The sequence below is a fragment of the Chromatium okenii genome (genome assembly GCF_016583745.1).
In the GTDB taxonomy this organism is placed as follows: domain Bacteria; phylum Pseudomonadota; class Gammaproteobacteria; order Chromatiales; family Chromatiaceae; genus Chromatium; species Chromatium okenii.
In genome coordinates this window covers 1-22734 of the sequence record NZ_NRRQ01000008.1, presented here as the reverse complement: position 1 = coordinate 22734, position 22734 = coordinate 1, and the positions used below count along the sequence as shown (strand labels likewise).

Annotated in this window: 18 protein-coding genes and 2 tRNA genes; 5 read left to right on the top strand and 15 right to left on the bottom strand. The window is 56.1% G+C overall.

All coding sequences use genetic code 11. The features are described 5' to 3' along the window. Positions 1–1452 (bottom strand): lipopolysaccharide biosynthesis protein, encoded by a 1452-nt coding sequence (locus tag CKO12_RS04375; protein WP_200153519.1) that lies wholly within the window; start codon positions 1450–1452, stop codon positions 1–3. A 51-nt stretch (positions 1453–1503) separates the two neighbouring features. On the opposite strand from CKO12_RS04375, the gene CKO12_RS04370 reads away from it, so the two are divergent. Beyond that, positions 1504–2472, top strand: a complete 969-nt coding sequence (locus CKO12_RS04370) for a polysaccharide deacetylase family protein (protein ID WP_200153518.1) — start codon at positions 1504–1506, stop codon at positions 2470–2472. A gap of 3 nt (positions 2473–2475) precedes the next feature. On the opposite strand, the gene rapA is transcribed toward CKO12_RS04370, so the two are convergent. The 3 genes from rapA to CKO12_RS04355 form a co-directional block, all read right to left on the bottom strand. Further along, positions 2476–5214 carry an RNA polymerase-associated protein RapA gene (gene rapA, locus CKO12_RS04365; RefSeq protein ID WP_200153517.1) on the bottom strand — a complete coding sequence of 913 codons (2739 nt, stop codon included), beginning with the start codon at positions 5212–5214 and terminating at the stop codon, positions 2476–2478. A 102-nt stretch (positions 5215–5316) separates the two neighbouring features. Further along, a complete protein-coding gene (locus CKO12_RS04360; protein WP_200153516.1) occupies positions 5317–6033 on the bottom strand; it encodes an OmpA/MotB family protein in 717 nt (238 codons plus the stop codon). Beyond that, on the bottom strand, positions 6030–7112 hold the full coding sequence (locus CKO12_RS04355) for a hypothetical protein (RefSeq protein ID WP_200153515.1): 1083 nt from the start codon (positions 7110–7112) through the stop codon (positions 6030–6032). The genes CKO12_RS04360 and CKO12_RS04355 overlap by 4 nt, the downstream gene beginning before the upstream one ends. 103 nt (positions 7113–7215) lie before the next feature. Between CKO12_RS04355 and CKO12_RS04350 the strand changes: the two genes are divergently transcribed. Next, a tRNA-Lys gene (locus CKO12_RS04350) sits at positions 7216–7291 on the top strand. 22 nt (positions 7292–7313) lie between these two features. Here the strand turns inward: CKO12_RS04350 and CKO12_RS04345 are convergent. From CKO12_RS04345 to CKO12_RS04335, 3 genes are read right to left on the bottom strand one after another with little or no spacing between them, the layout of a single operon-like run. Beyond that, positions 7314–8915, bottom strand: a complete 1602-nt coding sequence (locus tag CKO12_RS04345; RefSeq protein ID WP_338032693.1) for a sensor histidine kinase — start codon at positions 8913–8915, stop codon at positions 7314–7316. Then, on the bottom strand, positions 8902–9291 hold the full coding sequence (locus CKO12_RS04340) for a hypothetical protein (RefSeq protein ID WP_200153513.1): 390 nt from the start codon (positions 9289–9291) through the stop codon (positions 8902–8904). Before CKO12_RS04340 ends, CKO12_RS04345 begins: the two co-directional genes overlap by 14 nt. Next, positions 9279–10343 (bottom strand): surface lipoprotein assembly modifier, encoded by a 1065-nt coding sequence (locus tag CKO12_RS04335; protein ID WP_200153512.1) that lies wholly within the window; start codon positions 10341–10343, stop codon positions 9279–9281. Before CKO12_RS04335 ends, CKO12_RS04340 begins: the two co-directional genes overlap by 13 nt. 216 nt (positions 10344–10559) lie before the next feature. Here CKO12_RS04335 and glgA point away from each other — a divergent pair, with 216 nt between their 5' ends. Continuing rightward, complete coding sequence (gene glgA / locus CKO12_RS04330; RefSeq protein ID WP_200153511.1) at positions 10560–12092, top strand: glycogen synthase GlgA; 1533 nt, start codon at positions 10560–10562, stop codon at positions 12090–12092. A gap of 5 nt (positions 12093–12097) precedes the next feature. Here the strand turns inward: glgA and panD are convergent, their stop codons facing one another. From panD to pcnB, 4 genes are all read right to left on the bottom strand, one after another. Beyond that, entirely contained in the window at positions 12098–12478 is a 381-nt protein-coding gene (panD, locus tag CKO12_RS04325) for an aspartate 1-decarboxylase (RefSeq protein ID WP_200153510.1), read from the bottom strand. Between the two features lie 111 nt (positions 12479–12589). Continuing rightward, a complete protein-coding gene (gene panC / locus CKO12_RS04320; protein ID WP_200153509.1) occupies positions 12590–13435 on the bottom strand; it encodes a pantoate--beta-alanine ligase in 846 nt (281 codons plus the stop codon). Between the two features lie 15 nt (positions 13436–13450). Further along, positions 13451–14254 carry a 3-methyl-2-oxobutanoate hydroxymethyltransferase gene (panB, locus tag CKO12_RS04315; RefSeq protein WP_200153508.1) on the bottom strand — a complete coding sequence of 268 codons (804 nt, stop codon included), beginning with the start codon at positions 14252–14254 and terminating at the stop codon, positions 13451–13453. 34 nt (positions 14255–14288) lie between these two features. Then, on the bottom strand, positions 14289–15623 hold the full coding sequence (gene pcnB / locus CKO12_RS04310; protein WP_200153507.1) for a polynucleotide adenylyltransferase PcnB: 1335 nt from the start codon (positions 15621–15623) through the stop codon (positions 14289–14291). A 168-nt stretch (positions 15624–15791) separates the two neighbouring features. On the opposite strand from pcnB, the gene CKO12_RS04305 reads away from it, so the two are divergent. Together CKO12_RS04305 and cydC are read left to right on the top strand one after the other, a co-directional pair. After that, positions 15792–15866 (top strand) — tRNA-Glu (locus tag CKO12_RS04305). A gap of 101 nt (positions 15867–15967) precedes the next feature. Then, the gene (gene cydC, locus CKO12_RS04300) at positions 15968–17713 is read left to right on the top strand and encodes a thiol reductant ABC exporter subunit CydC (RefSeq protein ID WP_200153506.1); all 1746 of its coding nucleotides are present in this window, start codon (positions 15968–15970) and stop codon (positions 17711–17713) included. A gap of 69 nt (positions 17714–17782) precedes the next feature. Here the strand turns inward: cydC and CKO12_RS04295 are convergent, their stop codons facing one another. The 4 genes from CKO12_RS04295 to CKO12_RS04280 all read right to left on the bottom strand — a co-directional run bounded on the left by CKO12_RS04295 (position 17783) and on the right by CKO12_RS04280 (position 22629). Beyond that, on the bottom strand, positions 17783–18394 hold the full coding sequence (locus tag CKO12_RS04295; protein WP_200153505.1) for a hypothetical protein: 612 nt from the start codon (positions 18392–18394) through the stop codon (positions 17783–17785). A 49-nt stretch (positions 18395–18443) separates the two neighbouring features. After that, positions 18444–19646 (bottom strand): hypothetical protein, encoded by a 1203-nt coding sequence (locus tag CKO12_RS04290; RefSeq protein ID WP_200153504.1) that lies wholly within the window; start codon positions 19644–19646, stop codon positions 18444–18446. A gap of 177 nt (positions 19647–19823) precedes the next feature. Continuing rightward, positions 19824–22004, bottom strand: coding sequence for a type II secretion system secretin GspD (gspD, locus tag CKO12_RS04285; protein ID WP_200153503.1), 2181 nt, complete (start codon positions 22002–22004; stop codon positions 19824–19826). 37 nt (positions 22005–22041) lie between these two features. Next, entirely contained in the window at positions 22042–22629 is a 588-nt protein-coding gene (locus CKO12_RS04280; protein ID WP_242466202.1) for a hypothetical protein, read from the bottom strand. Positions 22630–22734 lie beyond the last annotated feature (105 nt).

Genomic DNA, 22734 nt, shown 5'->3' with positions numbered 1-22734 from the left:
TCATGATCCTAATACACGAAATTGTTTAAATAAAGGATCGTTTATTAAAGGATGCTTAAGAATAAATAAGGTTACAAACCAACACAAAAGACATGCTGCAGTGGCAGTTATCAGTACAGGATAACCCACTGGAACGTCACGATCAAAACCTGCATGAATAGATAAAATAATAGGTAAGGTCAGGGCAAAAAGCGTTACCTTTGCGCTCAACCAGAGATTTGATAACAGACTTTGGTAGTTATTTGGAATACAACGTGCCTTAAATGTGTATAGTAACAGTGGATGAATCGTAAAAGCAACTAAATAAGCTACTGCACAAGCGAATAATGATTTATAAATAACTGCGCTACCAACAACAAGCAAGGCGCGTAACGGTTGAAAAATCAGTTCTGATTTAGTAACTAAATCAATTCGACCAGTTGCCATAATTGCACTTAAAACTAAGCTCGATGTCACCACAACAGCTCCCGCCAAACAGAATATAGGAACAAGTGGTGCTGCTTCATCCCATTGTGATCCAAATAACAAACGTAAGAGTTCCAGTGCATACAACGCGGTGAACCCATAAAATGGCCAAGCAATAACAGTCACTACGGTTACGCTTTTAATGTAATTTTCTTCAAGTGATTCACCATCACGATGCGCCTTAGCAAAGGCAGGAAAAGCAACACCTTTAACCGCCGTCATCACATCTCGATGAAACAGATTCATCAATCCTTGAGCACGGCTGTACATAGCTACGGGAGCAAAGCCAAGAATTTTACCCAAAGCGAGATCGTTAATATCCATTGCAATGGTGGTAACAATTCCCGCAAGTGTATTTTGCCCACCAAAGTTCAAAATGACATGCCATTCAGAAAAACTAGGCAGCAACAACTGCCGTTTGCTTCTCACAAGCCAAGCAGTAATGCCAGTAGCGATATTCGTAGCGACTGCACCAACCGCTATACTATTTGCACCAAATCCTGCATACGCCAAGCTAACGGTGACACAAAAACCAACAAATGCTGCGAGTAGTGAAACAACCATGATTTGCTTGAAAGCCATATCGCGTCGCAATAACGATAGCGAAATCGTACAAAATGGCATCACCAAAAAGTTTAACGAACTAATACGCATGGTCTGCGCAATTCGCATGTCGTTATAAAATTGAGCAACTGATGGTGCAACAAAAAAAGTAACAAAAAATAAAACAACACCAATAACTAATGTAAATCCAAAGGCGGTGCGGATATGCGCTTCAGTGAGATTTTTCTCTTGGATAAGATAATTACCCACCCCAAAATCCCGTAAAACTTGAGCAATACCAATCACGGCAAGACTGACTGAATAAAGACCAATTTCTTCTGGAGTTAATAAACGAGCAAGTAAGATATTTGACAGCAGGGAAATAACAATAAGCAAATAACGCTCAATAAGGGAAAGCGCTAAAGCACGGCGAACGCTCGTCATCGTTCTAACCAACAGTTATCATTGCTCATTATTGTCACATCGGTTATCAACATGTCTTCATCTTTACTGCGTTTTGCAACCCATTTGTTATCGCCCGCCGGAATACGCGGACGCTTAACTATTCTAATCTACCATCGCGTTCTCGCTGCACCAGACCCGCTGCAACCCGACATTCCTGACGTGATTGCGTTCGATCAACAACTCAGGTGGCTCGCCCCGCTGTTTCATGTGTTGCCATTAAATAAAGCACTTGAAAAACTCAAAAATGGCACTCTGCCAGCACGCACCGCGTGTATTACTTTTGATGATGGTTATGCCGACAACCTCATTCAGGCGTTACCCGTATTGCAGCGCCATTCTATGCCTGCCACCTGTTTTATTGCGACCGATTATCTCGACGGCGGGCGCATGTTTAATGATACCGTCATTGAAGCGGTGCGCCGTGCCCCCGCAACCCACTACGATTTGTGTGATCTTAGTCTCAATTCCGTCGATTTAACATCATTAAATAAGCGGCAGCAAGCAATTGCTAACCTCTTGTCGCAGCTCAAATATCTTCCACAACCCGCCCGCACAACCCGCGTTGCCGCCCTCGCAGCGCGGCTGACTTCCGAACCGCTGCCGGATCATTTGATGCTCACCAGCGCCCAATTGCGCACTCTGCACCGCAGCGGCATGGACATCGGAGCGCACACCGCCAGCCATCCCATTCTCGCCACGCTCACCGCCGCTGACGCTAAAGCTGACATTGCGCGGGGCAAAACGCGGCTGGAGCACTTGCTGGACACTGACATCCCGCTGTTTGCCTATCCGAATGGCAAACCCGGCAGCGATTACACCCAGCGCGATGTTGATACCGTGCGCGAGTTGGGATTTGCCGGTGCCGTGTCAACCGCTTGGGGTGCCGCAACCGCCGACTGCGATTCGTATCAATTGCCGCGTTTCTCGCCTTGGGCGCACCAGCAACTGCGCTTTCAATGGCAACTGCTGCGCAATTTGCGCCACCCCGTCGCGCCATAACCATCACATCATCACCACCAGCCGCACCGCATCCAATCGCACCTCCGCTCGCGTCAATGCCAGCGTGAGCTGCGCCCGGCGGTGCTGCAATCGCCCAATTTCATCCGCCCGCACCGTCGGATTGACCAGCGCCAGCGTCGTCAACCGCTCCACCTCCGCGCCGAGCTGCGTATGCAGCTCGGTCTGCGCCGTCGCGGTCAACGCGCCCAGCGCCGCGTGCGCCAGCCGTTCGCCCTGCTCAAACAGCGGCAGCAAACGACTGCGCTGCGAGGTGATGACCGTCTCCACCAATTCCGCGTTATGACTCAGGCACTCGCCATCCAGCGCATCTGGCGCAAACTCCGCCGTCACTTCCTCACCCGCTGCATTGAGCACCAGTCGCACCACCGTCGGCGGTAAAAAGCGCCCAACGTGCAATGCTGGCGGCGCGAGACATTCCACGATGTAGAGCAATTCCAGCAACAGCGTCGGTTGTCCAAAGCGCCCGTTGCGCACCAAAGTGATTGCCGCTGCGCCGAGATCGGAGGCGGTCAGCAATTCCATCGCCTCGCGCACCATCGGATGTTCCCACGTCAAAAAGGCGTGGTCTTCATGCGCCAGCGCCGCTGCGCGGATAAACGTTGCTGTCAATCCATCTTCTGGCAACTGCGGGAAGCTGTCGTGCAGCATTTCCGTGCCGGGGCGCACCACCACCGCGCTGCCGCTGCCGTCTTCAAAATCGACTCCAAACGCATCCCAAAACTGCTGCATATACGCCGCCACTTCGCCGCTGGCGTCGCGTTCTTCCAACGCTGCGATCAGCGCGGCGGCGCGTTGCGGATGATGCGAATGCAGCTCCAGCAGGCGATCACGTCCGGCGGCGAGTTCAGCGTTGAGTTGCGCCGTCAATCGTTGCGCCTCCGCAATCAGCCCATCGGTCAGACTTGGATCAGCGAGTGCTGCGAGCAATTGCGGTTTGAGCTGCGCATAAACGCCGGCGGCGGCGGGACAAATCGCGTTAAACGCACTCAACCCTTCGGCGTACCAGCGGAACAGCACAGCGTCAGCGGTGCCGACGCGATACGGAACGTGCAGACGGATGGTTTCGGTTTGTCCAATGCGATCAAGGCGACCGATCCGCTGTTCCAACACATCTGGCTCCAGCGGCAAATCAAACAGCACAAGGTGATGAACGAATTGGAAATTCCGCCCTTCGCTGCCGATTTCTGAGCACAGCAAAATCTGGGTGCCATCCTCAACGGCGGCGAAATATGCCGCAGCGCGATCCCGCTCAACGATGTCCATGTGCTCGTGAAAAACGGCGGCATGAATGCCAGCGCGTTGGCGCAGCGCTTCGCGTAGTTCCAACACGGTCTGCGCGTGAGCGCAAATCAGCAGCACCTTCGCCGGGCGCAGCTCGCGCAGCGTCGTAATTAGCCAATTGAGGCGCGGATCAGTGTCAAATGACGCTGGCGCGGCGGCGTCAGATGCAGTGAGCGCCGGCAGCGGATACGCCAGCAATTGGCGTTCGGGGAAGCCGTGAATCGCAGCGCGAGTGTTGCGAAATAACACGCGCCCGGTGCCGTGACGATCCAGCAGTCGCGCAATCACGCTGGCGCGGGGCAGTTGTGCGCTGTCATCCAGCAGCGTTTGCAGCAAGGTTTGATCTGCCGCCGTCAGCGGTTGGTCGTCCAATAAGCGCGTCGCCAACTGCGCAACTGGTGCATAACCCGCTGTTTCCGCTTCAAATGCCGCTAAATCGTGAAACCGCGCCGGATCAAGCAACCGCAGCCGACCGAAATGCCCGGCGCGTCCGAGCTGTTCTGGTGTCGCCGTCAACAGCAACACGCTGGGCGTGCGTTCTGCCAACGCCGCAATCAAGGCATATTCGGCGCTGACGGCAGTGGGCGACCAGCCGAGGTGATGCGCTTCATCAACCACCAGCACATCCCACTGTCCGGCGAGCGCAGCGCGTTGAATCGCCGGGCTGGCGAGCAACACGTCCAAACTGCACAACACCTGCTGCTCGTCTTGAAACGGATTGCCGCCAAAAGTTAAATCGACGCGCTCATCGTCAAATAACGCAAAGCGCAAATTAAAACGGCGGCGCAATTCCACCAGCCACTGATGCAGCAGTGGTTCCGGCGTCACGATCAACACGCGCTGCGCCTGTCCGGTCAACAGCAGCCGCTGCAAAATCAAGCCAGCTTCAATGGTTTTACCCAGCCCGACTTCATCCGCCAACAGCACTCGCGGCGCTTCACGTCCCGCCACTTCCGCCGCTACGCTCAATTGATGCGGAATCAACGCGACACGCGCTCCGAGCAGCCCCAGCGTTGGCGACTGCGCCTCGCGCATTCCCTGCAACCACGTCTGATGCCGCAGCCGCAACCAGTGCGCGGCATCCACCCGCCCCGCCAGCAGCCGCTGCTGCGGACGATTGAGCTGCAAGCGATCATCAAGCGCCGTTTCCGGCACCGCGCAGGTTTGCCCATCCAGCGTTTCACACTCGTAGGTGATGAGACCGGCGCTGGCGCGGCTGCCAATCACCCGCAACGACTGCCCGCTGCGGTCGCGGATGCGCTCGCCGACGTGCAATTCCACCCGCGCCAGCGGCGCTTGTGCCATCGCATACAGGCGCGTTTCACCGCTGGCGGGAAAAGCAATGCGCACATGTCGCCCTTCCACCGCTTCCACCACACCCAAACCGAGTTCGCTTTGGGTCGTACTCAACCACCGTTGTCCGGGAATAAATGCGTTCATTACCTTATTTCATTCGCCAATGGGTTATTTAATCAAAATCAAATGCAGTTTTTTGAGTTGTCAATTGTCAGCGACAACCGTGTTTTTTACTGACAACTCAAATTAACGTGAATCAACCGCCGCCGGAATAGGTGCCAGCAACCGCGCTTCAAAATCCGTCAACACGCTAAATTCCACCCGCCGCGACGCCGCCGGCAGCTCGCGCCCCGCCGCATCTCGAATCAGCCGCGAAGATGACAACCCCACCGCCGCGATGCGCTGTCGAAACCACTGCTCCGCCTGCAACGGCTCCAAACCGTAGGCAAAACGCAACACCGCCTGCGTGCGCTGTTGACTCAATTCCATGTTGGCAAAGTACGCCTCCACCGCGCTACTGCCGAGATTCCACTCGCTCGACGTGTGTCCTTCAATGCGAATTTCCCGAATCACGTCCTGAAATCGGCGCAACTGCGCGACGTAACGCGGTAAGAAATCCCGCAGGATCGCTTCAAATTCCGGCTTAATCCGCGCCGAATTGCGATCAAACAACACATCTGGCTCTCGAAAGCGCAGCGTCAACGTCGTTTGATCAAACTCCGCATTCCAGCGCCGCAAATCCGCTTGAAACTCCTGCTCCAATGCCTGATAAATCGCCCGCCGCGCCTCCACTGCCGTCATGCGTACTTCTGCGACAACTGCATGATTTTGTTTAATTTGCAACATATACAGCAGCGCCAAAAATAGAAAAATCATCATCAGCGAAGACATCAAATCCGATAATGCGATCCAGTGAAATTCATCCTCTGGCGACGCGGACGGGCGGCGCGATGGCGCAGTCATAGCGGATTCCCCGTGGTCAGTTCAGACGGGCGCGTGCCGCTGAGACGTTGCTGCGCGGTCAGCGCCGAAATCACCGCCGTTTCAATGCTATCGAGCATCTGTTTCAGCCGCTGATCCACCGCCGGAAACGCCGCATCTGCGCGGTCGCGCAATTGGGCAATGCTGGACAGCAACGCTTCCAACGCGATGCTTTCACGCCGCAGCTCGCTCATCGTGTGATGTTGATCTTCGATATAACGCGAGATGTGCCGCGTTTGTTCCGTGAGCGCGTGCAAACTGGCTTCCGACTGGGTGACGCCGCTGAGAGCGTGATCCAATTGCTGCCCGAGCGTTTCCAAATGCTGCCGATAGTGTTCCTGCCATTGCAGCAACTTCTCCACCGCTGCATCCAGCCGCCGGAAATTTTCACCAAATTGCGCACCAAGATTGGTGTTGAAATCGCGGATCACTGCCTCGAGCGCGACGATGAGCTGGCGCGATCCGACTTCACTCAATTGTTGGGCAAATTGTTGAAATGCCGCCAATTGTTGCGCGTGGTGCTGCTCGAGCGTTTGCACCAGATGGGCGTCGAGTTGCGCGATTTGCTCCACCATTTGCTGCGTCGCCGCCAACTGCGCATCCGCCATCATCACTTGATGTTGCAGCACCAGCGCCGGGGTCAATTCTTCCGGCAGCAGCGTGCCAATTGGACTGCCGGCGGGTGCCGCAGATGCCGCGCCGCTGCGTTCTGGCCCCAACACCAGCGTCAAACGCAAAATCACCGCTAAAAAAATGCCGGTGATACTGGTGATAAACGCCATTTTCAGCCCGTTGAGCAGCAGCGGAATACTGGCCTCAATGTTGTTCACGTCAAAATGCAGCAATCCGGTCGAAATACCGAGAAAGGTGCCGAGAATGCCAAAGGTGGTCAGCAGCGTGGGGGCGTGATGATAAAAGGCTTCTGCTCGCCGTAATGCGATCAAAATCAAAGCACTGATGAATATGCCAAACAATAAAACGGAGAAGCCGCCGATGACGAGCAGTGCGTCATCAAAGCGTCCCAAGGTGGCGAGCAAACCATTGGCAATTGAGTCAAGCATGAAAATGACCTGCGGTAAGATGGCGACATCAGCGCGTAAAGTGGCGAATCACGGTAACGCCGCTTGAATAAAATCGAGAGCACACTACAATACGCGATCTTTAGCGCCCTTAGCTCAGTTGGTAGAGCATCTGACTTTTAATTAGGTGGTCGCGCGTTCGAGTCGCGCAGGGCGCACCAAATCAAATATACATTCAAGCGGTTAGCGATCATGCGCAGCCGCTTTTTTTGTGCCCAATGCGGTTGATTGTGCGGTCGCCGCCCGCAGCGCCACCGCCACACACAAGCGCCCCGGCTGCGGCACCGTCAACGTCAACTGCCCACCGTGCGCCGTGATAATTCGCTGCGAGATCGCCATCCCCAGCCCCGTGCCCAGCGGTTTCGTCGTGAACCAAGGCTCCAAAATGTTCTCCACCTCGGACGCCGCCAGCTCCAAACCGTCATTGCTGAGGCGCAATAACGCGCTGTCAGCAACGCGGCTCACCTCAATTTCCAGCACCCCAACTGCCGCCGTCTCCAGCGCATTGCGCAGCAAATTATCCAGCACCTGCCGCAATAAATCGGGATCGCCATTGATCCAAGTGTGCGGCTGCAACCGCACATGCAGCGCCGTTGCTTGCAGCTCAATTTGATGCTGATACAAGCTCACCTGTTCACGCACCACCACGTCCAGCGCCAGCCGCTGCACCTGCGGACGCAACGGACGGGCGTAATCAAGCAATCCGGTCACCGTTTTATTGGTGCGTTCCACCGCCGCCAGCACGATCTCCAACAAGCGCCGATGTTCTGGCTGCAATCCATCGGCTTCCCATTGCAGCCGCTGCAAACCCATCGCCATCGCATTGAGCGGATTGCGGATTTCGTGCGCAATCGCCGCCGCCGCCCGTCCCAAACTCGCCTCCTCGCGCTGGCGCGACAACTGCCGCTCATACGCCAACCGCTGCCGCTCGTGTCCGCGTTGATGGCGATATAACAACCAGCCACCCACGCCCGCCGCGCTGCCCAGCGCCAGCATGAATCCCAGAAATTGCCACCACAGCCGCCGTCGCATCGTCAACAAAGAGCCGGCATCTAAATCAAGCATCAGCTCGGTTCCCGCGACGGCAGCGACGGCGTGAGCAACCGTCCGCCCGTCCGCCAATTGCCGCATCGTGATCGGCGGCAGTGGCGCTGGCGGAATGGTCAGCGCCCGCGGGGTGCCTGCCAATTGCACCTTGACCACGCCCGGCAATTGCGCCACTGCCGCCAACGCACTGGGCAACCCAATTGCCGCCTCCAATGCTTCCGTGTGGCGGCTATCCAAACCCACCAACACGCAGCCTGGTGGTGCCGCTACGCCAAACACAATCGTATGCACCTCCGGCAGACGAATGAGTTGCTCTAAACGCTGACAATCCAGCGGTGCTGACGGTTGCCACCCCGGCGGGCCCTGCACGACATCTTCCGCCCGAATCAGATGAATCACTGACAATCCCGCCTCCTCCGCAAAGGCGGTCAACTCATCCGCCCGAAAAGGCGCAACGCCGTCCAAATACATGACAAAGCGGGCGGAATTGCCGAGAAAGCGCGTCAAAATATCCGCCAGCACCTGTTCCGCCAACACCGCGCCCTGCGTGTGTAACAGCACCGCATCCGTCAACAGCCGCGCTCGCGTGCTGGCATCCTCCAAAAACACCTGCTGTGCTTGGCGGGTTTGCACGAAAAACCAACTCACAACCAGCGCAAACAGCAGCCCAAAAACCAACAGATGCCCCAGCCACAGTGACGGCACCCGCCGCTGCGTCGAAAAATCAACGTCCAACACGTCGTCCTCCCGGTGGGCGCGGCACGCCCCGCTGTAACCGCGCTCTCACGCCAGTACGATCCGTTGCCATCCCGCGCTCCAGCGGCATCAAACGTGCTCCCGCAGTTGTGCCCGCCGCACTTGGCCACAACCGCACCAAGCTGCCGGGCGCTAACTCCGGCGCCAGCGTCGTCGCCTCCAGCCTGATCTTCAGCACCGTTGGCGCGGTCGCCGCATCCGCATTGGGCACCGTCACCGTCACCTGCTCAGGTTCAATGGCGAGAATCCGCGCCAGCACCGGCTCCAATTCAGCAGCCATGGCGGGAGCCGTCGCCAACAGCAGCGCCAGCATCAGCATCAATCCACTCGGCGCAGCGCGGCACCTCAAAATGTCCACCCTAACCCGCAGCTCGTGATCTGTTGCTGGAAGCTGTGCTCATCTCGCGTTGAGGCGCTGTCCAGCCAATCAACGCGACAAAACCAAGTGCCTTGATCGCGTGATTGCCAACGCAGACGGCGCAGCACCACCACTCCGACTGCGTGTTGCTCATCCGTCCGCTCTTGCTGGCGCGGGGCACGGTCATACCGGAGCTGCGACCATTGCAAATTGAACGTCAGCGCCCACTGCGCCAGCGGTTCCCAGCGCATCTCCGCACCGATGCCGCGCTGCGCGTACCGCTCACTAATCACCGGCGAAGCGTTGCGAGCAGCAGTCAAAGTCAGCACTGAGGCGTGAGTGGGCGACCAATGATGACTCACATCCAGCGCCACACTGTTGCGCCAATCGGTGCGTTGTTGGTTGGTGGCAGAGCGCGGTGGTGGGGGCGGTGGCGCGGTGGCGGGTTGGCGCTGGCGCGTCATTTCTGACGCATTGCGCGGTTCAGAACCGGGACGACCTGCCCACAGTTCCGCTGCATGAAGATAAGCAAGCTGGCGCGTTTCACCCGTCACTGCCACCGCAGTACGCGCCGTGAGCGTGTGGTCATAACGCACCGTCGCCGCCAGCTCGTCACGTTCATCAGGCGGCACGAGGCTGTCACGATACGCCGCTGCCGCCAGCGCAACGGTCAGCAACCCCGCACCGTGCGCCAGCTCGCGCTCCCAATCGGTATGCAGCGTCAGGCGTGACAGCGCGTCAGTCGCTGCATAATCGCGGTACCAACCATCCAGCCCCACCGTCACAGTGGCAGAGGTCAAACGCAGGTGTTGGGCAGCATTCAATATCACATCGGCAAAATTAAGCGCGTGTGCTTTTGCAGTTTGCGCCGGATTAGAATCTTGACCGGTGCTGAATTCACCATTGAGATAAAATGTGTCATCAGCCGCCACCAGCGCATGATGTCCACTGCATAAAACAAATGCGCTGAATATAATGAGATAAGTCGCTGGTTTCATCATATAAAATAACCGATACGAAAGCGCCGCAGCTTGCATATTTAATTCAGTCAATCGACACCCTGCCTGCATTTAATATGCGCATAAAGCGGCGCTGCCATGAGGTGAATTATGGAGTACAAAATCCGTGCATCATTCATTGCCAACAGCGGTACCAGCCTGCCGTAAAGCAGACAAACTGTGCTAACGTGAACACCGTATTTTCACGCATTTGACCGCGCACTGCCGTCAATTCAATTTAATGTCGCCGCCCGTTTTCAAGGACTCGTCATGGAGCAGTCATTGTCATCCTCGCCCACTTCCCCCACTCCGCCGGGATTGCGTGTTCTCGTCGCCAGCAGCGAGGCGCACCCGCTGATTAAAACCGGCGGTTTGGCGGATGTTGCCGCCAGTTTACCGGCCGCGCTGCGCCAGTTGGGGTGCGATGCGCGGTTGATTATGCCCGGCTATCCTCGCGCCATGCGGCAATTACGCGCCGCGCAGCCCGTGTGCGAACTACAAATGCCCGGCTGCCGAGTGGCGGTGCGGATTCTCGCCGGGCTGCATCCCGATCACGATTTGCCGATTTATTTGGTTGATGCGCCGGAATCGTTCACCCGCGAAGGCAATCCGTATACCGATTTGAGCGGGCGCGATTGGGGCGATAACGCCGAACGCTTTTTGCTGTTTTGCCGCGTCGTGGCGCTGCTGGCGCAAGGATTACCGGCGCTCAAATGGCAGCCAGACGTGCTGCACGGCAACGATTGGCAAACCGGACTTGCCCCCGCGCTGTTGCAAGAGACGCCGCAGCGCCCGGCGACCGTGTTCACCATTCACAATCTCGCTTATCAAGGGCTGTTTGATCGCGCCACCTATGACCGGATCGGGCTGCCAGCGGCGTTGTGGACGCTGTCCGGGCTGGAGTTTCATCAACGCCTCTCGTTCATTAAAGGCGGGATCGTCTTCTCCGACCGCGTCAACACCGTCAGCCCCACTTATGCCGCCGAAGTCCGCACCCCGCGTTTTGGCTGCGGTTTAGATGGATTATTGCGGCAGATCGGCGGGCGGTTTAGCGGCATTCTCAACGGCATCGACTACGACGTGTGGAATCCCGCCAGCGATCCGCTCATCGCGCACCACTACGACCGCGACCAGTTCGCGCTCAAAGCAGACAATAAAATTGATTTACAACGTGATTTTGGCTTGCCGCGCAACGAAGATGCCTTCGTCATCGGCTACATCGGGCGCTTGGTGGAACAAAAAGGCGTCGATTTAATTCTGGCGATTTTGCCGGAAGTGCTGCGCGATCCGCGCATTCAAGTGATGATCGTCGCCGCCGGTGAACGCCCGATTGAACAGGCGCTGCGCGAGTTCGCCGCCCAATATCCGCGTCAAATGGGCGTGTTCATTGGCTATGACGAGGTGCGAGCGCACCGGATTGAAGCTGGCTGCGACGTGTTTTTAATGCCATCGCGGTTCGAGCCGTGCGGACTCAACCAGATTTACAGCCTGCGCTACGGCACCGTGCCCATCGTTCACCGCACCGGCGGGCTGGCAGACACCGTCGTCAACAGCACCCCGGAAACGCTGGCGCAAGGTCGCGCCACCGGATTTTTAGTGGATGAACTCCAGCCGCAGGCGTTGCTTGCCACCATCTGGCAAGCACTGCGGTTGTATCGGGAGGAGCCAGACGGCTGGCGGCGCTTGGCCACCACCGGCATGGCGCAGGATTTCAGTTGGGAAGCGAGTGCGCGGCAATATCTGCGCCTGTATGCCGACGCCAGCGCCGAGCGCCACAACCGTCTCCACGCCGCGTCAGCCTGAGCAACTCAAGCCATTTGGACAGGAATCGCGGCACTGGTGCGAGTGACGCGATTGTCTTCATCGAGATACACCAACGCCGGTTGGAAAATCTCCGCTTCAACCTCGGTCAAATTCACATACGCACAGATGATGATGCGATCACCGGGCGCGGCACGATGTGCGGCCGCGCCATTCACTGAAATCACCCGCGAACCGGCTTCAGCGCGAATGGCATAAGTGGTCAAGCGTGCGCCATTTGTGACGTTATAAATCTGGATTTGTTCATATTCCCGAATGCCCGCCAGCGCGAGCAATTCATCATCAATTGCGCACGATCCCTCATAATTCACTTCGGAATGTGTCACGCAGGCCCGATGCAGCTTGCACTTTAGCAGCGTTAAATACATCTCTCATTCATCTCCATTAAAAGCCGCTCGAACCTGAATTAAAAAACCACGTTTCTTTTATTCACTTCTACTCGGTGCGCAGTTTAGCGCAGTCGATGTTGCAATGCAGCATCAGCGCGTCACCCGCACGTTATCAATCAAGCGCGTGCGCCCCAACTGCGCGGCAGCGAGCACCACCAAGTCTTCATCCGCTGCCGTGACCGGCGCAAGATCAGCCGCCCGTCGCACTGCCACATAATCTGGTTTGAAATCAGCCGCTTGTAGCGCCAGCACTGCCGCCTGCTCCACCGCCGCCACCGCTGCGCCGGATTGCAATGATTGCGCGGCGGTCGTCAACGTTTGATACAGCAGCGGGGCGCGGGCGCGTTCGGCGGGTGACAGATAACTGTTGCGCGAACTCAGCGCCAAGCCGTCGGCTTCGCGCACCGTCGGCAGCCCGATGATTTCCAGCGGCAGATTTAAGTCGCGCACAAAGCGGCGAATGACCAGCAGTTGCTGGAAATCTTTCTCGCCAAACAGCGCCACGTCGGGCTGCACCATGTTGAACAGTTTGCACACAACCGTCGCTACGCCCGCAAAATGCCAGGGACGGCTCGCGCCGCACAATTGCGTTGATAAATCAGGGACTTCAAGCCGCGTCTGCGCTGCCTGCCCGTGCGGGTACATCTCCGCCACCGCTGGCGCAAATAACAACGCGCAGCCGCTGGTCTCCAAGTGGCGCTGGTCTTCCGCCAAGGTGCGCGGATAAGCCGCTAAATCTTCGCCCACGCCGAATTGCAGCGGATTGACAAAGATGCTGACGACGACGTGCGCGGCGTGGCGCTGCGCTGCTTCCACCAGCGCCAAATGTCCGCGATGGAGATTGCCCATCGTCGGCACCAGCGCGATGCGTTCACCGGCACTGCGCCAGATGGCAAGTGTGGCGCGTAATTCAGCAAGTTGGGTGAGATGGAGCATGGCGCTGTTCCCGCGTCAATATGGCGTTTCCGCCGCTGCTGGAAAACTTCCGTCGCGCACGGCGGCGGCATAAGCGGTCACGGCAGCGGCGATGGAGGCGTGTCCAGTCAGAAAATTGCGGCTGAAGCTCGGCGGACGTCCGGCGTTGAGACCGAGTAAATCGTGCAGCACCAGCACCTGACCATCGCAGCCCGCACCTGCGCCGATGCCGATCACCGGAATCGTTAAGCTGGCGCTGATGTCTTGCGCCAGCGCCGCCGGGACGCATTCCAACACCAGCAGGCTGGCGCCGGCTGTTTGCAGCGCCAGCGCGTCGTGGCGAATGGCTTCGGAAGACACTGGATCGCGCCCTTGGAAGCGATACCCGCCGAGCCGATGCACCGATTGCGGTAATAAACCGAGATGGGCGCAGACCGGCACGCCCTGTTCTGTTAAGCGCCGCACGGTCGGCACCAACGGGGTGCCGCCTTCTAATTTGACCATGTGGGCACCGCCTTCTTGCATCAGTCGCGCTGCGCTGACCAACGCCTGCTCTGGCGTGGCGTAGGTTAAAAACGGCAGGTCGGCAATGACGAGTGCGCGGGTGCGTCCGCGAGCAACGCAGGCGCTGTGATACGTCATGTGTTCTAGCGTCACCGGCACGGTGGTGGCGTGACCTTGCAGCACCATGCCGAGCGAGTCGCCTACCAGCAGCACCTCAATCCCAGCGGCATCCAGCAGATGCGCGAAGCTGGCGTCATAACAGGTCAGGCACACGATGCGCTCGCCACGCGCTTTGAGCGCGGTCAGCGTCGTGACGGAAACGGGCGCAGTGGACATTCGGCAACGCTCTCCGGTTGTTTGTTTTGAGTGGTCAGTTGTCAGTTTTCAGTGCCGCTGGCGCGGGGCGACGGCGGGGACGAGGGCGACGGCGGCGTTTGGCAGCGCCACTTCCCGTGATCATATTGTTGCGTTCGCTGGCGCTGGCAGCTTGAAAGCGCGTCCACCATTCCGCTAATTCGGACTCCGCCTCGCCTGCTTCCGCCCGCAGCACCAGAAAATCATACGCTGCCCGGAAGCGCGGATGTGTCAGCAAGCGGTAGGGGCGTTTGCTGTCGCGGTGTTCAAAGCGCGGTTGCAGCGCCCAAATATCCCGCATCGGCAGCGAATAGCGTTTGGGAATGGCGATCAGCCGTTGCTGGCGCTGACAGACTTCGCTTGATGCCAGCAAGATCGCATCGAGTGACGCTAAACCATTGTTTTGCAACTGTTCTGCCCGCTGCCGCACCGGTTCCCATAACAGGACGGCAAATAAAAATGCTGATGCGACGGGTTTACGAGCGCGGAGGCGTTGATCGGTATTGTCTAAGCCGCGACTCACGAAAGTGAGCGGAAAGCCGTGTTCTTCGTGCGCGAGACAGCGTTCCGTGTCTGGCAGCAATTGCCCAAACAGTTGGTAATGGCGCAGCTTTTCAAACACTTCTAAGCCATAACCGGATTGAAAGAGTTTGAGCACTTCATCAAACAATCGCGCTGGCGAAATGTCCGCCAGCAAGGGGCCGAGACTAAAGAGTGGGCGCTCGGTTGCCGGTTCAATCATAAAACCCAGTTTGCAGGCAAAGCGCACCGCCCGCAGCATTCGCACTGGGTCTTCTCGATAGCGTTGCTCAGGATCGCCGATCAAGCGCACCACGCCTGCCTGTAAATCCGCGAGTCCGCCGACGTAATCCACCAGCGAAAAATCGGCGATGTCGTAATACAGCGCGTTAATGGTGAAATCGCGCCGCAGCGCGTCTTCTGCGATGGTGCCGTAAATGTTGTCGCGCACGATGCGACCATTTTCGAGCCGCCGATCCAGCGGATCCGCATCGACATCGCAGCCGCGAAAGGTCGCTACTTCCACGATGTCCGCGCCAAAATGCACATGCGCCAGCCGAAAGCGGCGCCCAATCAGGCGACAGTTGCGGAACACCTGCCGCACCTGTTCTGGCGTGGCATCAGTGGCAATATCAAAATCTTTGGGCTCGTGACCGAGCAGCAAATCGCGGACGCCGCCGCCGACTAAATGGGCTTGGAAATTCTCCTGCCGCAAGCGATACAACACTTTCAGCGCGTTGTCGCTGATATTGGCGCGGGAGAGGTGATGTTGTGGACGCGGGACGATCACGGGTTGGATCGTGCCTGTCGAGTGGGAATCGAATGCCTGCATGAGGTTTGTGTCGAGCGGGTTCCTTGAAGCAGTGCGGCAACGCTGTGGAGTCACATTGGAAGATGCCAATGTCAACGTGAATGCCGCCGTGAATGGGTGGTTTCAGCGCGTCGCCGCTTGTGAAGCGGCGTCATGTGCGTATATTATCGCATCCTTCACTACCTTAACGCTCCCTTCGTCTAGTGGTTAGGACACTGGCCTCTCACGTCGGCAACAGGGGTTCGAATCCCCTAGGGAGCGCCAAATTACGCTAAAGGCTTGCACCGTGTGCAAGCCTTTTTTATTGCCATGTTAAAATTGTCACCGCGCTCATCAACGCAGTTTTTTGCGGATTGGAACCTAAAATGACTGAATTAAAACGGCTCTGGGTGCTATTTCGTCCGTATCGACTCTGGATGCTGCTGGGCACGGCGGCAGCGACGCTCACTCTGCTGTCAAACGTGATGTTAATGGCGGCAGCGAGCTGGTTTCTCGCAGCGATGGCCACCGCCGGAGCAGCGGGAGTAGCGATGAATTATTTCGTCCCCGCCGCGCTGATCCGGGGCAGCGCCCTGTTGCGCACCGGCGGACGTTACGCCGAGCGCCTGATTACGCATGAAGCCACTTTGCGGCTGCTCGCCAGCCTGCGGGTATGGTTTTATCGTCATTTAGAACCGCTCGCGCCAGCCTGTTTGCAGAACTATCACAGCGGCGATTTACACAGCCGCATCCGCGCCGACATTGACGCCCTCGATACCGTTTACGTCCGCATCGTCGTACCGGTGCTGGTAGCCGCCATCAGCATTCTGTTATTCACGGGACTCTTGTTCAGCGTTGACCCGCTGCTGGCACTCAGCGCCCTGACTTGTTACCTGCTGGCAGGCGTCGCGGTGCCGTGGTGGGCGCAAGCGCGGGGACAAGCACTCGGACAACGTCTCATCGACGAAGAAAGCGCCCTGCGCCGCACCGTGCTTGACGGCGTGCAAGGGATGGCAGAATTGAGCGTGTATGGTGCCAGCGCCCGCCACGCCAACCAGCTTGATGCGTTGAGTCGGCATCTGATCAACGCCCAAGCGCGGTTCAGCAGCGATCGCGGGATCACGCAAGCGGCAGTCAGTCTCAGCGCCGGTCTCAGCCTCTGCGCAGTGCTGTGGATCGCAATCCCGCTCGTGCGCAGCGGCGCACTGGCTCCGCCGCAACTCGCCTTATTGGCCGTGTTCACCTTAGCCAGTTTTGAAGCCATCATCCCGCTGCCGCAAGCGTTGCAACTGCTCGGACGCAGCGTCGCTGCGGCTCGCCGTCTGTTTGAAATCATCGACACCGCGCCAGCCGTTGCCGCGCCGTCGCAGCCCTCGCCGCAACCGCAACGCTTTGATCTCAGCTTTGAGCACGTCACCTTCCGTTATCCCCACGCCAACCGCGCTGCGGTGAGCGACCTCAGCCTGCACATCCCGCACGGCAGCCGCGCTGCGGTGATCGGCGCGACCGGAGCGGGCAAAAGTACGTTATTCAATTTGCTGCTGCGCTTTTGGGCGGCCGACAGTGGCACCGTGCGCCTTGGTGGGCACGATGTTCTGGACTTTCATGGCGATGACCTGCGGCAATACCTCGCAGTGGTCAGTCAACACACCCATTTATTTGACGCCACCATCCGCGACAACCTTTTGCTGGCGCAACCAGCCGCGATGCCCGCCGCGCTCGAAGCTGCCTGCCGCGTCGCCCAGATTCACGATTTCATCGCGGCCTTGCCTGACGGTTATGACACCTGGGTCGGTGAGACTGGAGTGCGGTTATCGGGTGGGCAAGGACGCCGGATCGCAGTGGCGCGTGCTTTGTTAAAAGATGCGCCGATTGTGCTGCTGGATGAGCCGACGGAAGGTTTAGATGCGACCACCGAGCGGGAATTGATGGTTGCGTTAGATCACCTGATGCGGGGGCGGACGGTGCTGTTGATTACGCATCGACCGGCAGGACTAGATTGGGTGGATCAAGTGTTAGTGCTCGACGACGGGCGCGAATTAGCTCGCGGCGACGTTGCGGTGGTGGCAGCCGCGACGCAAGCAATTTTGCTGCGGCAAACGACAGATCAGCCAGTCCAATTGAAGATTTAAGGTGAAAAACACAACTTCAGTTGTGATGCAGGGTTTAGGATGAACGTTGTTTACTGGCGCACTGTCAAATCAACGTTTTAGTGTCAGAATGTCTTTATAGGTTAATTCGTTTAGTGCGCATTCTGCTATTTTTGCATACGCACTAAAAACGCTGTGACCAGCGTGTATCTGTTTCATTTCTTTGCGCGGAGAAAATTTATCAATACCTCCGCTCAATCTAACGCATAAAAAATAAAACCCAATCTTATCAGTCAACTGACTCAATTTTTGACGCTGATAATCGTTAAGTGAAATATAGGGCGGGGTGTACATCAGCGTTTCCCTTCCTAACTTCCGTTGTCGCAATGAAGGTTCTAAATCAATTAGTCTAAATGAACTTCCATCAAAAAGTACATTTTTGAAGTTAATGTCACCGTGTATAAACCCGGTGACAGAAAGTTCATCAAGATCGCTCGCCAAACACGTTAACAGATAGGGTAACGCTTCTGTTGTCCAAGACTTTCGTGAAAGTCTCACTTGTTGATAGGTTAATTTGTGTTCAGCATCGGACAAAGAGAAGGTTATTGTGGGGATGAAGTGATGATGCCTTGAAAGAATCTCAATTTTTGTTAGTCGATCTTTCCAATCTGCATCAAGCAAATCATCTACCGCATAAACCTTCTGAAAATAATTCCGCTGCATCAAAGTATTCTATCCGGCGATCAGCAACCTTTTTACTCAATCTCAATGCCTAATTTTTTAGAACGTCGAATAACTGAGCAACATCTCCCTCGTAGGCAGAATAATAGTCATAGTCATTTCTTCTATATGAAAGCGAGCCAGTATCATATTCACCTTCGCTATAGCCTTGCCTTATTTTGTGTGTAAAGTCATAGACGTAAAGTCTGGAAAAGTTAAATGATATTTTCAAAAAAATATCATCTAAGTTTTCTAGCGAGCCTGTGGAGTTGAAAACAAATCCAATGTAGTACTCGTCAACAAGTTTGTTTCCGACATCTTCTAACTCAGAAACGATTCCTAATGCTTCACGATTGTCCTCAAGTACCTTTTTAAGGCTTGTTAATGCACGTAAATCGTGCAATCGTGCATATTGTTTGTATTGTTCATCCTTATCCTCAGATACTATTTTCTCAGAATATTCATCTAATAATTCTTCGAACACATCATCATCGAATTTGTCACAAGTGTTTCCGAATACGAATACACCGAAACTAGATGGAACAGACGGAACCTGAAGTAACTCAATCATTTCTTTCATGGTCAGTTCTTTTGCTTCTTCAGGACATTCGTCTCCATAGTAATACAAAGAATCATCATCATCTCTCTCATTCATCAACAACAAATAATCCAACTCAAACTCTGACAAAGAGTGTGAACAATTTAAACAAATAGAGTCATGTATCGGTTGTACCTGAGTTTTAAATATGGAATTGATTAAAGCAACATTCTCTTCCGTTATTGCAATTATATGGTCAGGCGATCTTGATGAATCAGCTGGACTTCCCTTAGACTTCAGAGCGTTAAATGTAAATTTATTGGCATATCCCGACCATACATCAAAATCCATCCTATCAAGGTCACTTGAACCGCAGGGTGGTAAATCAACCTCATTAAATTTTAGCAACTTCCATAATATATCTCGTTCTTCTACACCATCAGTCATGGTGTAGTAAGAACCAAAGTCATTGTATGTGTAACTTCTAACCAGAACAGCAACAGGGCTATTCAATATCATTTCCGATAAATAAGATTCCTCGAATCCATCTCCAAGTTCAAGCTCGACGTCATCTCCGTCCTCATCTGCGTCGTCCCATAGTAAAACGCTAGGCACACGCCATTGATTTTTAATAGTAACACTGCATCTCATTTCTTTAATGAACACTATTTCTGCTTCACTGAAAACTACTTTTGCTTCACTCGTATCGTTACTCATTTCTGATTCTCCAGTTGTGTCATGTATGTTAAATCAACCATCAAATACAACAGTTTCCGTATCACTGTTAATTTGCCAGTGATTGCTGTAAACCATTCTCTTGAGATCAAATTAAAACTCAACATCTATTTGATGTCAACAAGTCTTTGCGCGGAAAAAATTTATCAATAACTCCGCTTAAAACTTCGCTTTCAATCCGCGCACCTTACTGCGAAAATCCGCAGTGACTGCTTCAATATCTTGATCGCTCGACATGACCTTGGGCGTCAAAACCACCACCAATTCCGTGCGATTTGCGCCTTTGGTGCGTTCCCCAAATAGTCCGCCAATTACCGGCAACCGATACAGCCCCGGAATACCTTGTTGACCATCGGTGCGTTGATCCTGAATTAGCCCGCCGAGCACCACCGCCTGATTCGACCGCACCGCCACCGAGCTGGTGATATTGCGGGTTTGAAACGTCGGCGAATTGATCGCCGAACTTTCGGTTTTTGCCACCGTGCTCACTTCCTGCTCAATCTCCATTTGCACCAAACCGCCCGGCGTCACTCGCGGCTTCACTTTCAGCATCACGCCGGTCTTTTTATATTCAATGCTACTGAGCAAGCGATCCGTATCCGTCACCGTACTTTGCTGCGTCGTCGTCGCCACCGGCACTTCTTGTCCGACTTGAATACTCGCCGTTTGATTATCCATCACCATAATTGACGGCGACGACAGCACATTGACGCGATTTTCGCCCGCCAGCGCACTGAGCGTCGCCCGGATCGACGCCGGATTCGACATCACCGCCCAATTGAAGCCCGGAAATGTCGTGCCAATCCCCGACACCTTGGCATCATCCAAACTGCCGTCGAGCGAAACGTGACTCTGCCCTTTTGACTTGCTGCCAAACAGCTCCCACTGCACGCCATATTGCAGATTGCCGCCCAGCGTGATCTCCACAATCGTCGCCTCCACCAACACTTGCAGCGGCACGATGTCCACTTGTTTGAGCGCATCAAGAATCTTTTTGAAATCACGCGGATTGGAGCGCACCAGCAGCGAATTGTTCACCACATCGGCGACGATGCTGACGCTAGACGACATTTCGATGTCGCGTGATGACGCCGTGCGCGGCGTGGTTTGATTGGACGCAGTCTCAGCCGTGCTGCCATCGGTTTTCTTTTTCGATTTAATGCTGGCGCGTTCCAAACCCGGCGCAACGCTGCCAGCGGTTTGATTGCGGTCGCGGTCATCGGCATTGCCAAACAATTCCGACAACACCCCCGCCAACGCCTCCGCGTCACCGTGTTTCACGCGATACACAAACAGCCGTTCTGACGCATCGCCGCTGGCCTCCGCCAAATCGAGCCGCTCAATCCAGCGTTGCATCTGGCGGATGTATTGCTCCTGCGGCGACACCACCAGCAGCGCGTTGGCCGTCTCCACCGGCACAAACCGAAACAACCCTTTCAGCGGATTCGTACCGCCCTCATCGGTCAGCAAGCCCTGCAACTGCGTCACCACGTCATTGGCTTTGGCGTACTCAAGCACAAACAAACCGACCGCCAACCCCGACATCCAATCCACATCAAATACCCGAATCGTCTCCAGCAAATTGCCCATCTCCGTGCTGGTGCCAGCGATCAAGAGCAAATTGCGCAGCGTATCGGTACGAATCACGCTGCCTTCTGGTGCCAGCGGCTGCAAAATCCCGCTCATCTCCTCCGCGCCGATGTAGCGCAGCGGCACCACCTGAATGCTGTAGCCCGACGGCAGCGCCCGATTCGATTCCCCCAACTGCGTCTGCACCTTGCCCGACATCGCATTGGTCAGCGGCACCACCTCGTAGGTCTCACCGCCCCGCGCCAGCAGTGCCGCATTATTCATCCGCAGCAACGTCTCCAGCGTCGCCAACAAATGCTCACGGCGCAGCGGGCGACCGGTTTGCAGCGAGACCTGACCCTGCACACTCGGATGCAGCGTGTAATTGACCTTCAACAGATCGCCGAGCACGACCTTCACCACCTCGCGCAGATCGGTGCCATCAAAATTCAGCGTCACATCGCCGGGCGTCGTATCGACACGCGGCGGCGTCACCTTGCGCATAAACACCCCGTTACCCGCCTGCACCACCGCCGTTTTGGGCGTGGTCTCATCGCGTCCCAACGGAATCGTCTCCGCATTCACCCCACCGCGATCTTGAAACGCAGCGGATTTCTGCGCGGATTTCGCATCAATGAGATGACCTTTTGGCTCGCCAATTTTGAGCGTCGGATCCCACTGACCGCGCTCACAAGCGGTCAGCGCCAGCGCCGCAGCCGTGAGCAGGAAATATCGTTGCCAGCGGCAGTTGGCAGCAAACAAAACGGACATCACATTGATCCTCAACAACATTTAGACGTGAGCGCGATTAACGCTCCGACGGCGGGGTTGGCGCACGGCGATCAGCGCGGGGTGGTGGCATTCCAGCAGGCGCACGCGCTGGACGCTGCGGCACCTGTTGCGGCGTGGGTGGAACTGGCGGGGCAGCGGGCGGTGGCGACGCAGGCAGTTTGCTGTAATCGCGCAGCACCAAGGTATAAACCTCGCCGTCTCGCGCCAGCGCCACCCCATCCTCAAGAATCTGCTCCACCGTCCAGCCTTTCAAATCATCGCCGAGGCGCAAGCGCAGCGGTTTCGGTTGACTGGGATCATGCACCCAGGCCGACAGCAGCGTCGGCGTCAACACCACAGCGGTCAAATCCAACGCCTCCAATTCGGCAGTCGTCACCGTTTCAGCGGGCGCATTGGGCGCAGCTTCTGGCGGCGGCTCCGGCTTGCGGTCGGGGCGAAACAGCGGACGCTCCACCACGCTGGCGTAATGCTCAGAATCAAGCGGTTCTGCGGGTGCAATCGGCTCTGGTGCAGCGGCTGGCGCTGGTGCCGGGACTGCTGGCGCGAGCGGGGCTGGCGCTGGTGGCGGCCACTCGCGCCACTGCCAGCCCAAGAGCGCGATCAATGCTGCGCTCACCACCAGCAGCGCCAGTCGGATCATTTCCGCACTCCGGTCAGCGCCAAGCCGAAAATATCGAGTTGCAGCGTCAATTCACCGGCGGGATTGCTG

Coding starts and splice junctions, on each gene's coding strand:
- CKO12_RS04375 (WP_200153519.1), bottom strand. CDS start 1,452: ATGACGAGCGTTCGCCGTGCTTTAGCGCTTTCCCTTATTGAGCGTTAT.
- CKO12_RS04370 (WP_200153518.1), top strand. CDS start 1,504: ATGTCTTCATCTTTACTGCGTTTTGCAACCCATTTGTTATCGCCCGCC.
- rapA (WP_200153517.1), bottom strand. CDS start 5,214: ATGAACGCATTTATTCCCGGACAACGGTGGTTGAGTACGACCCAAAGC.
- CKO12_RS04360 (WP_200153516.1), bottom strand. CDS start 6,033: ATGACTGCGCCATCGCGCCGCCCGTCCGCGTCGCCAGAGGATGAATTT.
- CKO12_RS04355 (WP_200153515.1), bottom strand. CDS start 7,112: ATGCTTGACTCAATTGCCAATGGTTTGCTCGCCACCTTGGGACGCTTT.
- glgA (WP_200153511.1), top strand. CDS start 10,560: ATGGAGCAGTCATTGTCATCCTCGCCCACTTCCCCCACTCCGCCGGGA.
- panD (WP_200153510.1), bottom strand. CDS start 12,478: ATGTATTTAACGCTGCTAAAGTGCAAGCTGCATCGGGCCTGCGTGACA.
- panC (WP_200153509.1), bottom strand. CDS start 13,435: ATGCTCCATCTCACCCAACTTGCTGAATTACGCGCCACACTTGCCATC.
- panB (WP_200153508.1), bottom strand. CDS start 14,254: ATGTCCACTGCGCCCGTTTCCGTCACGACGCTGACCGCGCTCAAAGCG.
- pcnB (WP_200153507.1), bottom strand. CDS start 15,623: ATGCAGGCATTCGATTCCCACTCGACAGGCACGATCCAACCCGTGATC.
- cydC (WP_200153506.1), top strand. CDS start 15,968: ATGACTGAATTAAAACGGCTCTGGGTGCTATTTCGTCCGTATCGACTC.
- CKO12_RS04295 (WP_200153505.1), bottom strand. CDS start 18,394: ATGCAGCGGAATTATTTTCAGAAGGTTTATGCGGTAGATGATTTGCTT.
- CKO12_RS04290 (WP_200153504.1), bottom strand. CDS start 19,646: ATGAGTAACGATACGAGTGAAGCAAAAGTAGTTTTCAGTGAAGCAGAA.
- gspD (WP_200153503.1), bottom strand. CDS start 22,004: ATGTCCGTTTTGTTTGCTGCCAACTGCCGCTGGCAACGATATTTCCTG.